Origin of the sequence: Natrialba hulunbeirensis JCM 10989, assembly GCF_000337575.1 — an archaeon.
Classification (GTDB): Archaea; Halobacteriota; Halobacteria; order Halobacteriales; family Natrialbaceae; genus Natrialba; species Natrialba hulunbeirensis.
This window is the reverse complement of sequence record NZ_AOIM01000012.1, coordinates 135,693-149,406: the sequence shown is the minus strand read 5'-3', so window position 1 is coordinate 149,406 and position 13,714 is coordinate 135,693. Positions and strand designations below refer to the sequence as shown.

The 13,714-nt window shown below is 63.1% G+C and carries 11 protein-coding genes; 4 read left to right on the top strand and 7 right to left on the bottom strand.

What is annotated here, in order from left to right; genetic code table 11:
• The first annotated feature begins 402 nt into the window (after nucleotides 1-402).
• A complete protein-coding gene (locus tag C483_RS03730) occupies nucleotides 403-1,011 on the top strand; it encodes a TetR/AcrR family transcriptional regulator (protein WP_006652016.1) in 609 nt (202 codons plus the stop codon).
• Between the two features lie 53 nt (nucleotides 1,012-1,064).
• Here C483_RS03730 and C483_RS03725 read toward each other — a convergent pair whose 3' ends face one another.
• A complete protein-coding gene (locus tag C483_RS03725) occupies nucleotides 1,065-1,496 on the bottom strand; it encodes a thiol-disulfide oxidoreductase DCC family protein (protein ID WP_006652015.1) in 432 nt (143 codons plus the stop codon).
• A gap of 320 nt (nucleotides 1,497-1,816) precedes the next feature.
• On the opposite strand from C483_RS03725, the gene C483_RS03720 reads away from it, so the two are divergent.
• The gene (locus C483_RS03720) at nucleotides 1,817-3,679 is read left to right on the top strand and encodes an HTTM domain-containing protein (protein ID WP_006652014.1); all 1,863 of its coding nucleotides are present in this window, start codon (nucleotides 1,817-1,819) and stop codon (nucleotides 3,677-3,679) included.
• A gap of 156 nt (nucleotides 3,680-3,835) precedes the next feature.
• On the opposite strand, the gene grxC is transcribed toward C483_RS03720, so the two are convergent.
• A complete protein-coding gene (grxC, locus tag C483_RS03715) occupies nucleotides 3,836-5,173 on the bottom strand; it encodes a glutaredoxin 3 (protein ID WP_006652013.1) in 1,338 nt (445 codons plus the stop codon).
• Between the two features lie 184 nt (nucleotides 5,174-5,357).
• The gene (locus C483_RS03710) at nucleotides 5,358-6,656 is read right to left on the bottom strand and encodes a TIGR00341 family protein (protein WP_006652012.1); all 1,299 of its coding nucleotides are present in this window, start codon (nucleotides 6,654-6,656) and stop codon (nucleotides 5,358-5,360) included.
• Nucleotides 6,657-6,851: 195 nt separating this feature from the next.
• On the opposite strand from C483_RS03710, the gene C483_RS03705 reads away from it, so the two are divergent.
• Nucleotides 6,852-7,139 (top strand): DUF357 domain-containing protein, encoded by a 288-nt coding sequence (locus C483_RS03705; protein ID WP_006652011.1) that lies wholly within the window; start codon nucleotides 6,852-6,854, stop codon nucleotides 7,137-7,139.
• A 45-nt stretch (nucleotides 7,140-7,184) separates the two neighbouring features.
• Here C483_RS03705 and C483_RS03700 read toward each other — a convergent pair whose 3' ends face one another.
• Together C483_RS03700 and C483_RS03695 are read right to left on the bottom strand one after the other, a co-directional pair.
• Complete coding sequence (locus C483_RS03700; RefSeq protein ID WP_006652010.1) at nucleotides 7,185-7,922, bottom strand: fumarylacetoacetate hydrolase family protein; 738 nt, start codon at nucleotides 7,920-7,922, stop codon at nucleotides 7,185-7,187.
• A 98-nt stretch (nucleotides 7,923-8,020) separates the two neighbouring features.
• Nucleotides 8,021-8,869, bottom strand: coding sequence for a sugar phosphate isomerase/epimerase family protein (locus tag C483_RS03695; RefSeq protein WP_006652009.1), 849 nt, complete (start codon nucleotides 8,867-8,869; stop codon nucleotides 8,021-8,023).
• 590 nt (nucleotides 8,870-9,459) lie between these two features.
• Between C483_RS03695 and C483_RS03690 the strand changes: the two genes are divergently transcribed.
• Nucleotides 9,460-11,766: a PQQ-dependent sugar dehydrogenase gene (locus C483_RS03690; protein ID WP_241431467.1), complete on the top strand. Its 2,307-nt coding sequence runs from the start codon at nucleotides 9,460-9,462 to the stop codon at nucleotides 11,764-11,766.
• 61 nt (nucleotides 11,767-11,827) lie between these two features.
• On the opposite strand, the gene C483_RS03685 is transcribed toward C483_RS03690, so the two are convergent.
• Together C483_RS03685 and C483_RS03680 are read right to left on the bottom strand one after the other, a co-directional pair.
• Entirely contained in the window at nucleotides 11,828-12,883 is a 1,056-nt protein-coding gene (locus tag C483_RS03685; protein ID WP_006652007.1) for a UbiA family prenyltransferase, read from the bottom strand.
• Complete coding sequence (locus C483_RS03680) at nucleotides 12,884-13,714, bottom strand: sugar phosphate isomerase/epimerase family protein (RefSeq protein ID WP_006652006.1); 831 nt, start codon at nucleotides 13,712-13,714, stop codon at nucleotides 12,884-12,886. It lies immediately after the preceding gene.

The following is a 13,714-nucleotide window of genomic DNA, read 5'->3' as shown; positions in this document are numbered from 1 at the left end:
GAGATGTGTATAAGAGACAGAACCCGAGCACCACGAGCACAGCGGCCCCCCTGGACCGACTCATGTGGCACCTCCGTACTCGACTCGGTGCTGTGTTGCCATGTCGATGGATGGCCCACAGTAGTGAGCGAGTCGTTTCCACGACCGGGCGCGAGAATAGGTCATTATGTGATACAGTCGGCAGATCGTATATAGCCCTTTTGATTGAATGTTCATTCAAACACTTATGGGGTGGCGTCCATACCACGTTGGTATGCACAATACGTGGGTGGATACCAGAGGCAGGGAGCCTGGAGGCAGAAAACACAGCAACTGGCAGCAGCTAAGTCGACAAGTCCCAGTCCAGTTCTGCTTCTCTTTCGCGAACCAATCGACAACTGCTGCAGTGGGTTTCCTGGACTGATGAGTGTCGATCCGTTCGAGACCGTCTCTGGAACGCGTGAGGAAATCCTGGCGGCAACCTATCGGGCACTCTGTGATCACGGCTACGCTGACCTCACACTCTCGGTGATCGGCGACGAACTCGAGAAGAGTCAGTCGCTGATCTACCACCACTACGATGGCAAGGACGAACTGGTCCTCTCGTGTCTCGAGTACATGCTCGACTACCTCGAGTCGACGCTGGACGAGACGGTCGATAATCCACGGGAGGCCCTCGAAGAGACGATCGAACGCGTTTGTGCGCCAGCGGAATCCGATCCGGAGCAGTCGGTCCGCCGGGCGTTCATCGAATTGCGTGCGCAAGCCGCTCACGACACCGCATACCGCGAGCACTTCACTCGGAGCGACCGAGTGTTTCGAGAGTGGCTCCAGTCGGTTATCGAGGCGGGCATCGATTCGGGAGCGTTCGTCGACTGTGCGTCAGGGAGAGTGGCCGAAGTACTGTGTGTGACGCTGCAGGGCATTTTCTTCCGGCGGACGACTGTAACGACGACGGCGTGGCTCCCCGAGACGAGCGATGAGCTCGTGGCAACGCTCGAACACATGCTGTACGCACCGGAATCGGCGTAAAATCAGGCGTTCAGCTAGCTGCTGTGCTCGCTCGTCCGCTCTATGCTGTCCGCTCACTCCAGAAATCGCTGCTGCACGTTCCCCGTCGGCATCATACACTGGTCTTTCTTGCCAAACAGACGGTACCGGTTGGCTGCGACGAGGTCGTACACCCAGTCGCGGAGCTGCCGCGGCACGAGTCGAAACGGCCGAAGCAACGCGTAGATGCCCCCCAGAATCGATGCAATTCGGATGACAGCAGCCGACTTGACGTAACAGTCGGTACCCTCGATGAGTACGATGGACTCGAGTTCGTCCGTTGGCAGGCCGTGTTCGGCGAGCAGTTCCTTCCCGGTGTCAGACTGGAGCGAGGCGAAGTAGAACTGTTCGTCAGTGTCGCGGGGGACGAGAAACTGAACAAAGCCGTTACAGAGGTTGCAGACGCCGTCGAAGAGGACGATGGGGCTGTCGTCCGGGGGCTTCGTCTCGGACGTATCAGGGCTCATTCGGGCCTGTATATTGGCGCGTGCGACAGTTCAGCGTTTCGATGCGCTCGATGGAGTAGGGGTTGTCGTTGTGGTACTGCTGCGTTCGGGCGTCAACGTGGGTGAACGGTGGAGATGATACATAGTACGAGCGCATACCCGCGTCTTTAGGCGCGGGAGGAGGTCAAGAACGGTGTCGCGTACGCCCCAGTCTCGCTGACGCAACCGCTTGGGAGGTCGCCGTCGTGAGAAAGTGGGCTCATTCGCTGAAACGAACCTTTCACCGTGCAACAAACTTATGCCAATCTGGGCGAGACTCGCGATAGACGACCTGTCCGACGATGTCCAACCGCCAGTCTCAATCCGACTCACAGTCGCCGACACCCGCTTCGTCGTCTGCCCCCTCACAGTCCCCCGCTACGTCGTCCACAGGGCGGGACCGACTCGACCGCGGACTCGAGTGGCTCGGCAGTGCGCTCCAGCGACGCATCGCGATCGATCGGCGTGCGCTCGCCGTGTTTCGTATCGCGCTCGGACTCTTGCTCATCGTCGACCTCGCCATGCGGGCACGGCAACTCGAGTTGTTCTACACCGATGCCGGTGTGCTCCCGCTCGCAGCGCTGTTTTCGGATTACTCGTCGGTCTACTCGCTGCACGCGCTTTCGGGATCGGCGTGGGTGCAGGGCATCTTGTTCTTGATTGCGGGTCTGTTCGCGTTCGCGCTGATTCTCGGCTATCGTACCCGCTTCGTGACCATCGTCTCGTGGCTTCTCCTGGTCTCGTTGCACATCCGCAACCCGATGGTGCTCAACGGCGGTGACATCCTGCTTCGACTGTTGCTCCTCTGGAGCGTCTTCCTCCCGCTTGGCTCGCGCTGGTCCGTCGACGCGCGTCGCTTCGACACCCCGCGGCGCGGTGAGACGACGCTTGCGACGATCGGGACCATTGCCATCCTCGTTCAGGTGCTCCTGATGTACGTCACCAATGCCATCCACAAGACCAGAAGCGACCCGTGGATGGAAGGCAACGCAGTCGTCCACATCTTCCAGGCGGATCATCTAACGATCCTGCTCGGGAACACGCTCGCGGACGCCACGGCACTCCTCGAACTCTTTACGTACGCGTGGATGGTCATGATCGTCATCTCACCGCTCTTGCTCCTCCTGACGGGGATCCCACGGGCGCTGTTGGCCACTGGGTTCGTCGGGATGCACCTCGGGATGCTGGTCACCCTACGGATCGATCTCTTTCCGCTGATCGTCGTCGCTGGCCTGCTCCTGTTCTACCCGCCGGTCATCTGGGACTGGGTCGAACGGCTGGCCCAGCGGATCGGTCTCGCCTCGCCGCTTCGGGGTGTACTCGAGTGGTGCCAGACGACGCTCCCGGTTGTGCCGATTCGTGTTCCGGGGGCTGGTGGGGCGGAGCCGGTGCGGACTGATGGGGCCGGTACCGGTGATGGTGATGGTGATGGTGATGATGATCCTGATGGTGATGCTGATGGAGATGAGAACGAAAACGAAGACGCGAACAAGAGCGAGAGCGAGGCTGGAAATCACGACGAGACTGGCGCTGCACACGATGACGAAACAGCCAGTGGCGACCCGAAGCCACAACCTGACACCGACCCGCTCACCACCGCCATCGGCTACGGACGACTGGTCGCCGTCACGGTCATCCCGTGGCTGTTGCTCGTCCTTGTCATCCTCTCGAACGCCGAAGCCGTCGATTACACCGAAGTCCCCGACCCCGGTGACCAGGTACTCGACACGCTGCAGGCCGACCAGAGCTGGCGCATGTTCGCGCCGAATCCGACCTCGACAGCCCAGTGGTTCGTCGTCCCCGGCGAACTCGCTGACGGCTCCGAGGTCGACGCACTCCATGGCAGCGAGGTCGACTGGGACAGACCACCGAACGTCGACGAAACCTACGACACCTCCAGAGAGCGTAAGTACCTCTCGAACATGCGCTTTGCGGGGAACGAGAACCACCACTCGTACTTCGCGAACCACCTCTGTGAGCGCTGGAATAGCGACGACTCGAGTCCGGACCTCGACTCGCTGACGGTCTACGGGATGTCCGACCGCTCGGGGCCGTACGAGGACGAGCCCGACATCGCGGAGATCGAGATCATCGAGTACGACTGCTCAGGTGAGTTCATTCAGGATGATGACGACGACGGGCCGGACGTTACGATTCTCTCCTGATTGCTCCCCTCCCGCCTGTTGCCTTCCTTCGTTCACTACCGAAATGTGCAGTGTAGGCTGCTACTCGAGTACCCAATCGGCTACGAGAACAATAGTCACAGCGCGTTCGAGCGCTAACTTGCTGTCATTGTTTCTGCCGTTGTCGCTACCTTTGTCTTAGTCGTCAGCCGCTGCGGCTTCCGTTTCCGCTGCGGAGTCGGCGCGTTCGAGGTCCTCGAGATACTCGTCGACGTCGAGTGCGGCCTTCGAGCCCATTCCGGCTGCGGTGACGGCCTGCTGGTAGTGGTAGTCGACGACGTCGCCGGCACCGAAGATGCCGGGCACGTCGGTCTCGGTCTGGCCGCCGCCGTCGCCGCCCTGCGTGCGGAGGTAGCCCTCGTCGTCCATCGTCACGCCGGTACCCTCGAGGTACTCTGTGTTCGGCGTGTGGCCGATCGCGAGGAAGACGGCACCGACGTCGAACTCGAACTCGTTGGTCTCGGGATCGTCGAGTCGGTCAGTCGGGTGTCCCTGCTCGTTCTCGACGAGCGTGACGTGGTCGACGCCGTTTTCCTGGGAGCCGTGGACCTCGACCAGTTCGGTGTTTTTCATGATCTCGATCTCGCCGTCCTCGACCTTCTCGTGGACGCGGTCGATCCAGTAGTCCTCCGCGCGGAACTCCTCGCGGCGGTGGGCGATGTAGACGGTGTCGGCGAACTTTGTCAGGAAGGTGGCTTCCTCCATGGCGGCGTCGCCGCCACCGACGACGAGCATGTCTTCGTCGCGGAAGAACGCGCCGTCACACGTCGCACAGGTTGAGAGGCCGTAGCCCATCAGGTCGTCCTCACCGGGGACGCCGAGCGTTCGGGCGCTGGCACCAGAGGCGGCGATGACGGCGTCTGCGGTGTAGACGTCGCCGTTCGTGAGTTCGACGCGGAACGGGCGCTGGTCGGCCTCGACGGTGTCGACGATGCCGTTTTTCAGTTCGGCACCGAACTGCTTGGCCTGCTCTTTCATGTTGTTGACCAACTCTGGACCGCTGATTCCGTCCGGGAAGCCGGGGTAGTTCGCGACGTCCGTTGTGAGGGTGAGCTGGCCGCCTGGTTCGTCACCTTCGATCACGAGCGGATCGTTGTTCGACCGGCCGGCGTAGATTGCGGCGGTGAGGCCGGCAATACCCGTGCCGGCGATGATGAGCGGGCGGTGTTCGACGCTGGCGTCGCCGTCTCCGTCGCTGTCATCCCCGTCCGCGATGCCGAGTTTCTCGTCGAGCTCACCGGTCTCGTTGAGCGCGCTGGTGTCGTCCCAGCCGCCGATCAGTTCGTCGTCGATGAACACTTCGGGTGCAGTCTTGCGGCCGTCGGCGCGCTCGACCATCTCCTCGAACAACTCGTCGTCGCCCGTCACGTTGTACTCTTCGTACTCGATACCCTTGCTGTCGAAGAGGTCCTTCGCCTTATCGCAGTAGGGACAGTCCGTCTTCGTGTAGATTTCGACGCGAGGCTGGTCGCTCATCTGTCTGTTCCATGGTAAGGAAACGGCGCGTAAACCCCTTGCGTTCCCAGCAACGGGCTGCTATGTATCACTCTCTGTCTCATACGTACTCGTGTTTTCACTCTCATCCTCACTCGTTCACTCACTCTCACCTTCACTCTCACTCACCCTCACCCTCTCTATCGAACACCTATACCCATGTTCCTCACCCACTGGCTGGCGACGCACGCTCGACAAACTCTACGGTGACCGAGACCGGCCGCTCCGTCCGCGTCTCGAGTGCAACTTCGAGATCGAGCGCCAGCGTGGGGTAGGCGGTGTCCGCTGGTCGGGCGACGACAACGGTAACGTCGGTCTCGTCGCTGACTGCGCCACCGTCTTCGAACTCGGTTCGGACCTCGGCGAGTTCGAGATCGGCGTAGTCGTCGTCCGCGAGCACCGTTCTGACCTCGTCGTTGACCGCGTTCTGGAACGTGACGTGCTGTCCAAGCACCAGTCCGGCACCGCTGAGGACGATGACTGCGACGACCAGCATGATTGCGATGGTCGCCGTTCGGTCACGCGAGAGGTTCGCCTGCAGGGAGCCGACTTCCCATCCTGCCGGGCGATACCCGAGATACCAGAAGACAACGAGTCCGGCCAGCAGAATCGAGGTCGCGTTGACGGCGAGTAAGACACTTGCACCGAGAGCGACACCCGCTTCGCCCCACGCCAGCCCGATGCCGACGGCGGCCGCGGCGGGGATGAGTGCAACCGCGATCATCACTCCGACCAGTGAAACGGGAATTGCGGTCGCAAGGCCAAACGCGCCCGCAGCGCCGGCACAGATCCCGACGACGAGCGCGAGCAGACCCGGCGAGATTCGGTTTTGCACCTGTGAGATAGCCGTGATGTCGATCGGTACTGGCACGATCGCACTGGTACGGATGAGCCAGGCGAACGCGAACGCGCCGACGACTGCGACGAGCAGGCCGAGAACCAGCGATAAAACGCCGTTGCGGAACATCTGGCGATCGTTGAGAACGAGGCCGACGGTTCCCGTTAGCGCCGCGCTCACCTGTGGTGCGATCACCATCGAGCCGACCACGATCGCGGGCGAGTCGAGCAACAGTCCCGCAGTTGCGACGATGGCACTCAAAAGCGTCATCATATAGTAGGTGACCCGTCCTGGCGTCATGTTCAGCGCCTTCGTCCGGATCTCTTCGCGGGGAATGCTGTCGTCCTCTTCGTCGCCGCTGACGAAGCGCTCCTCTAACTCGTCGATGTGCGGCGTTCGGGCGGTCTCGATCGAGGAAACGACGACGAACTCGTCTTCGATGCCGACCTCCCGGAGCGATGTGAGCACGTGTTCGACAGCCTGGGTCGGGACGGGAAGCGTCACGAGTTCTGCGTCGACCCCGTCGCTGCACTCGCTGGTCCGAACGTAGTCGATATCTTCGTCATCGAGGACGCGGAGTGCGTCGTCCCGGCGGTCGTCCGGGACGAGCACCTGGAGCAAGCGCATTCAGCAGCGGTACAATACACCCCGTGAAATGGGTGGCGGTGTATTCCGATTGTTGAAGCGCTGGCTCGTCGTTTCGGATCTGTCGCCCCGCTCCCCGTCGCCGTTTCGTTCCGAACTTCCGTTTCGCCCCGCGCAGTTCTGAACCGCACTCTCGGCTGGCGACGCACTTACAGTTCCGTCCGAGAAGAACTCAGTATGGCTGCGGATCTCGCCGAAAAGACGGACCGCTACGAAGGACTACTCGCGGAGGCACTCGAGGAGGCCACGGTCGCGCCGCGGGAGGGGACCCCGATGGCAGATGCTGCTGCGGACTGCTACGGGATGGCGGCGTCCTACCTCGAGGATGGCCGGCACTTCCGGGAACAGGACGACCTCGTGAACGCGTTGGCGTCGTTCTCCTACGGCCACGCCTGGCTCGACGCGGGGGCGCGTATCGGGTTGTTCGACGTGCCGACGGAGGGGCATCTGTTCACGGTCGAGTAACCCGGTCGCTACCGGTCGATACCAACCGAAACGGGGGCGACCAATTCAAGGAACGCGAACCGTGTGCTCGAGTACCCCTACGCCCTCAACCTCGATTTCGACTTCGTCGCCGTCGTTCAGCGCGCCGACGCCTTCCGGCGTGCCGGTCGCGATCACGTCGCCCGGTTCGAGTGTCATGTAGGTCGTAATCTCGGCGATCAGTTCCGGAATCGGGAAGATGAGTTGCTCGCGATGGCCGTCCTGGCGGAGTTCGCCGTTGACGCGCGTCTGCACGCTGGCATCGGCTGGCACCTCGTCCGGCGTCGCGAGCACCGGGCCGAGCGGGGCGGCACCGTCGAAGGCCTTCCCGCGGATCCAGTTCTGTTCCTGGCGCTGGTCGTCGCGGTTCGAGACGTCGTTCATGCAGGTAAAGCCCTCGACGACGTCCATCGCGTCGGCCTCGGGGACGTGGCGGCACTGCTCGCCGATGACGACGGCGAGTTCGGCCTCGTGGTCGATTCGCTCCTTGCCCGCGGGAACGGTGACCGTATCACCGTGGCCAGCGAGCGCGTTCGGCGGCTTCAGAAAGAGCAGCGGCCGGTCCGGAACGTCGGATCCCATTTCGTCGGCGTGGTCGGCGTAGTTGCGGCCGATACAGACGATTTTCGATGGCTCACACGGCGGGAGCACGTCGATCTCGTCGCTGTCGAGATCGTAGCTCTCGTTCGCGAAATGAACGTGGCCGCTCTCGAGTGTGCCTCGTCGAACTGCCCCTGCCGGATCGCGGAATCGGACGTATTTCATGGCGGATGGGTTGGGACGATGGGTCAAAAACGTTGAGGTGGCGGCGGGGTTCGCGATGGGACGGTGTGATCCGGCCGGCGACTACAGCCGGTCGGCGACTACACGTACTGTGAGAGTTCGTCGTATGCCTCCCGGGCCGCCCGATCGGGCTCGTCTGGATAGGTGTAGAGCTCCAGCGTCGCGAACCCGTCGTAGCCGATGTCGTCCAGCGCGTCGAAGATGGCGCGGAAGTCGAGGTCACCCTCGCCTGGAATGCGATGGTAGTGTTTCCCGCGTCGGCCGCCGACGATGTCCTCGAGATGGACGCCCGTAATCGAGCCGGCGCTGCGGTGGATACTCTCGACCACGTCCTCGCCGTAGACCGCGGCGTGACCTACGTCGAGGTTGACGCCGAGGCTGTCGCGGCCGATCTCGTCGATCAGTGTGAGCACCTCATCGGTGTTCTCGATCAGGAGTTCGGGCTCGAACTCGATCCCGACGGCCACGCCGCGAGGCTCTGCGTAGTCGAGAATCTCGTGGAGCGATTCGTGGAGGTACTCGCGGGCCTCCTCGGGGAGCGTTCCGGGGAGCGGCCGACCGGTCGCGAGACAGACGGCGGGTGCGTCGACGGTCTCAGCGAGGTCGATGGCGCGCTTCGTGTACTCAACGCGCCACGCGCGGGCCTCGTCATCTGCCTGGATAACACTCGGTTCGAAGAAGGACGAGGGCGGGGCGTCGTCGTAGTACCCCGTCGCGGTGTTGGCGTTGATGTTCGAGACGGCGATCCCGGTATCGTCAAGCACTGCCGTGAGTTCGTCACGGTCGGCGTCGTCGAACTCGGGGAAGTACGCGTGTGGTTCGTCGCCAAGGAGTTCGACGCCGGCGTAGCCGTGGTCGGCGATGCGTCGGACGGCCTCGGAAAGGCGGTGGCGCGTGTACGCGTTCGTCGAGAAGGCGAGGTCGACCATGGTGGCCGTACACCGACACGTCACTAATGGATTTGTGCGGGGTGTGCAGGGCGAGTGGCACGGTTCGGCCTAATGACTCCTTAGTATGTGAAACGAACGACAAGTACAGGTTGTCCGCGGAACGGTTTGCCCGGTTTAAGACCGCGTCTGCCGGAACTCGTGACCGGGCGAGTCCACGAGCGTACGGTAGCGACCCGAGCAGCACCTATCCCACTGCGAGACATCGCAGGCAACGCGACGGCAACGTTCTGCTGTTGGGTCTCCATTGATGGTGCCGACGGCAACAAACTGTCGTCCGAACGCGTCCAGTCGATCTGTACGGGTACGCTTCCTGCTCGCCAGACAACCCACTACCTTCGATTACCATGTCTTCGAACGAGAGCGAACCCGAACCCGGGCCAGAATCCGAACCGACACACCGAGCAACAACCACGACAGAAACCGACCGTGAACCGACCACTAACGGATCCCGTTCGGCCGCAGAATCCGAATCGGCCAGCGCGACTGCACTCGAGTTACCTGGCCAATCGAGACGCACACTTCTGCAGGCGCTAGCAGCGACGGGGTCCGCGGCGGCGCTGGGGTCGGTTGTGAGCGCGCAGGATGACGATGATGACGACGAGGCAATGGACGACGACGAGGCCGAAGACGAGACGGACGTCGACGCCGAACTCGAGGACATCCCGGTGGCCGGCGAGTTCCCGGAAGGCGAGCAGGTCGGCTTACAGAAGGTTGCGGAGGGACTCGCGGCACCGACGGATCTCGATTACTTCGAATGGAACGGCGAGGTGTATACGGTCGTCGTCACGCAGACTGGTCAGGTGTACGTGACGGATCTGTTAGCTGAAGATACGGATACTGCAGTCGAGGACGACGAGGAGGACATCGCAAATGACGAAAACAATGCGGACGCAGACGAGGACACTGCGACTGACGACGAAGCCGACGATGACGCTGCCGAAGAGCCGGACGACGCGAACGGCGACGACGCTGCTACCGACGACACAAACGACGCCAACACCGACCCAGGAGACACCTTCGAAGGCGGCACCGAATTCGTCTTCAACGGCGTCATTCCCGCCTGGTTCGGCATGGAACCCGACGAACTCGACGGGACAGAGAACCCGACACTCGAGTTAGTCGCCGGCGAGACCTACACGTTCACCTGGGAGAACGGCGACGGGCAGCCCCACAACGTTGTCATCCTCGACGAAACGGACACAATCCTCGAACGCACGGAGATCATCTCCGAGCAGGGCGAGACGCAGTCACTCGAGTTCGAGGCGACGCCGGAGATGGATCGCTACGTCTGTGAGGTGCATCCGGGGACGATGGTTGGGCGAGTACAGGTGGAGGACCCCGAAGACGAGGCTGAAGAGGAGGAGGTCGAAGACCCCGGCGAGGACGAGGCGCTGACGCCGGATCAGATGGATCTGCTACTGGATATCGAGGATCAGCTCGTCAGCCTCGGCATCGGTGAACTCGGCGACTACGACGAGCGCGGCCTGCTCGGTATCGCGTTCCACCCGGAGTTCGACCAGAACGGCCGGTTCTACGTCCGCTACAGCGCGCCTGAACGAGAGGGACTCGGTTACAACCACACCGACGTACTCGCGGAGTTCCAGGTCGACGACGACCTCTCGGTCGACCCTGAGAGCGAGCGGACGGTCATGGAAATTCAGCAGCCACAGGACAACCACAACGGCGGACGGCTGGCGTTCGGTCCCGACGGCTATCTCTACACGTCGGTCGGCGATGGCGGCAACGTCCACGACATTGGCATCGGCCACGTCGAGGACTGGTACCCCGAGAACGAGGGCGGCAACGGCCAGGATACGCGCGAGAACCTGCTCGGCGGGATCCACCGTATCGACGTCGACGCCGACGACGATCAAATGTACGGCGAGTACGGCATCCCGGACGACAATCCGCTGGTCGACGCGGAGGGCGACGGCGAACTTGCGGAGTACTACGCCTGGGGGTTCCGGAACCCGTGGGGGATGTCGATCGACGACGATGGGCGGCTGTTCGTCGCCGACGCGGGCCAGCACTTCATCGAGTCTGTCTACGATGTCGAGGAAGGCGGCAACTACAGCTGGAACGTCAAGGAGGGCTCGCTCTGTTTCAGTACGGAGACGCCGCTCGATCCGCCAGCCGAGTGTCCCGACGAGGTCGGCGAGGACGCCGGCGAGGCCCGCGCCGGCGAACCGCTGCGCGATCCGATCGCGGAGTACCAGCACCGGCGCGTCTCGGAGGCCTTCATCGACAGTTCGGTGGTCGTCGGCGGCCACCGTTACGCCGGTGAGGCGATCCCCGAACTCGAGGGGACGTTCGTCTTCGGTAACTGGAGCAGTCTCGGTGTGGCCGAGGCGGACGGCGAGGTGCTCGTTGCGACTGAGCCGGGAGCGGCCGACGACGAGGTGGCTGACGACGATGACGACGAGAACGGGAACGACGTTGGTGACGAGAACGGTGTCGATGAAAACGGTGTCGACGACAACGGCACCGATACCGACACCAACAACGGAAACGACACAGACACCGACAACGGCAACGACCTCGTCGAGGTCGACGAACGCTGGGAACTCACCGAACTCCAGTTCGAGGGCGCGGAGGACGACTCACTGAACCGCTACGTTTACTCCGTCGAGCGCGATCACGAGGGCGAACTGTACGTCCTCGCGAACACCGACTTCCGGCCGTTCCCCGAAACCGGAGAGATCTACAAAATCGTCCCGGCGGACGAGGGCGAGGACGTTCCCGAACCCGAAGACGCCTACGTCGTGACGGGTGAGGACGAATCAAACGGAGAGGAAGAAGGTGATGAGAGTGACGAGGAGGCCGAAGCTGCCGAAGATCCCGACGCAGAAGCGGGTGAGGCAGACACTGACGACTAACGGTCAGGCCCCTCAAACCCACCGTTCTCCACGCTAATTCTCTCCTTCTCGATCTCGAGGACTACGTGACGTCGAACACCCGCGACAGCCCCACCGCCGGCACGAGAAACACAGCCACAGCAATCCCCCACCAGACCCCAGCGACCGCTGCGAAGGCTGCGTCGAGCAGTACGAGGCCGAGCACGCAGGCTCCGACTGCGGGGCCGACAGTCTCCGGCACCTGATCCGCGTACGCCGCGCGAAGCGGCCTGCCTACCCACCAGCAAAAGAGCACGGCGAAGCCGAGCGCGAGGGCGAACTCGAGTACCGTCGGCCCCACGCTCACGAGTACCCACCCGAGCACGAGGAGCGCGGCGAGCGCGCCCGCGGCGGCAACGGCGATTGCAGGGCGATTCTGGCCCTGGGTTTCGCGGGCGGCCATGAAGGTGACAGCGGCGATGTAGACGACTACGATCGCAGGGACGGCGAGCAGCGCCGGTCCGAACTCGGGGAGAATGAACCCGGCCGTCGCGGCGGTTGTGCCGAGAACGACGTTCAGGCCGCGGGTCGCGCCCATCGCGAGGAAGCCGACACCGGTGTCCTTGAGCGGACCGTCGTAGGCGACGATCGCGGCAGCGAGCAGTGCTGCGACGATAGCACCGGGAGCGCCCGACGCGACGAACGCGACGGCGACGGCGGCAAGCAACAGGCCGGCTCCGAATCCGAACGCGCCACGTTGCGAGATACGACCCGAGGGGATCGGCCGGTCGGGTCGTTCGCGTGCGTCTACTGGCGCGTCGAACGCGTCGTTGAGCGTCGTTCCGGCGGCGTAGAGTAAGATGGAGGCAACGGCGAGTCCACCGATGGCCGGAAGTGAGAGTGGCGCGCCGGCAATCGAGACGAGCGCCGCACCGAGAATCACGTCGGGGGGTGCGGTGAAGAGATTCGGAACGCGGACGAGTTCGGCGACGGCGACGAGGGTGTCACGGAGCGAGTCGGTGCCAGCGGTGTCCGGGGCATCCGTGGTGCCCGTGGTATCCGTGGTATCAGCGGTGCCCGTCGCGCTCAAGGTGACAGCGTCGGAGCGCTCACCGCCTGCACCGCTGTCGCTGCTGCCGTCAACGCCCCCACCGACCACCTACGCCCACCCGTGTTCCTCGAGATACGCCATCGCGTCGCGGGCCGTTTCGACCGCGGTCTCCTCGTAGGGGTAGAGTTCGATCGTGACGAAGCCGTCGTAGCCGCGGTCGTCGAGTTCGCCGAGGAAGCCGTCGATGTCCATCGCGCCGTCGCCGAGCTGTGTGTGTTCGTGCGTCCGATCTTCCGGAATGTCCTCCAGGTGGTAGTGTGGCGTGTACTCGTGGAGGTCCGCGACCAGCGCGGCGGGATCCTCGTCGACGCAGTAGAAGTGGCCGGCGTCGAAGTTGCACCTGATCCGGTCCGAGTCGACGCGCTCGAGAAGGTCGAGGAACTCCTCGGAGGTCTCGATCAGCAGGTCGGGTTCGGGTTCGATGAGGACGTCGACGCCGACATCCTCAGCCCGGGCGGCGACCTCCTCGAGGCCGTCGATGAATGTCTCCATCGCCCACTCGCGGGATTTCTCCTCGGGGATCGGCCCGCCGGGTTCGATCGAGATGTGTGGGATGTCCAGGTCGGCGGCGGTCTCGAGTGCGGCGAGCGTGTAGTCGACTCGCTCGCGGCGGTAGTCCGCATCGGGTTCGATGAACGAGGGATGGTGGAAGTCCTCGATCGCGGTCAGCATGAACGCGTTCCCGTTGCTAATTGCGATGTCGTTGTCCGCCAGAACGGTACGGACGCGGTCGACTTCCTGCTCGGACGCGTTCGGCGGGTAGAGGTGCGGTTCGTCGAGCAGGATCTCCACGCCGTCGTAGCCCGCGTCAGCGAGTTCCTCGATCGCGTCGGTGAGTTCGTACTCGCGGAAGGCGTTCGTAGAGAAGCCAAACTGCAT

Bases quoted from the DNA above. Each gene is read 5' to 3' on its own strand.
- C483_RS03705 (WP_006652011.1), top strand. From the start codon at position 6,852: ATGGCTGCGGATCTCGCCGAAAAGACGGACCGCTACGAAGGACTACTC.
- C483_RS03720 (WP_006652014.1), top strand. From the start codon at position 1,817: ATGTCCAACCGCCAGTCTCAATCCGACTCACAGTCGCCGACACCCGCT.
- C483_RS03730 (WP_006652016.1), top strand. From the start codon at position 403: ATGAGTGTCGATCCGTTCGAGACCGTCTCTGGAACGCGTGAGGAAATC.
- grxC (WP_006652013.1), bottom strand. From the start codon at position 5,173: ATGAGCGACCAGCCTCGCGTCGAAATCTACACGAAGACGGACTGTCCC.
- C483_RS03700 (WP_006652010.1), bottom strand. From the start codon at position 7,922: ATGAAATACGTCCGATTCCGCGATCCGGCAGGGGCAGTTCGACGAGGC.
- C483_RS03695 (WP_006652009.1), bottom strand. From the start codon at position 8,869: ATGGTCGACCTCGCCTTCTCGACGAACGCGTACACGCGCCACCGCCTT.
- C483_RS03710 (WP_006652012.1), bottom strand. From the start codon at position 6,656: ATGCGCTTGCTCCAGGTGCTCGTCCCGGACGACCGCCGGGACGACGCA.
- C483_RS03680 (WP_006652006.1), bottom strand. From the start codon at position 13,714: ATGCAGTTTGGCTTCTCTACGAACGCCTTCCGCGAGTACGAACTCACC.
- C483_RS03725 (WP_006652015.1), bottom strand. From the start codon at position 1,496: ATGAGCCCTGATACGTCCGAGACGAAGCCCCCGGACGACAGCCCCATC.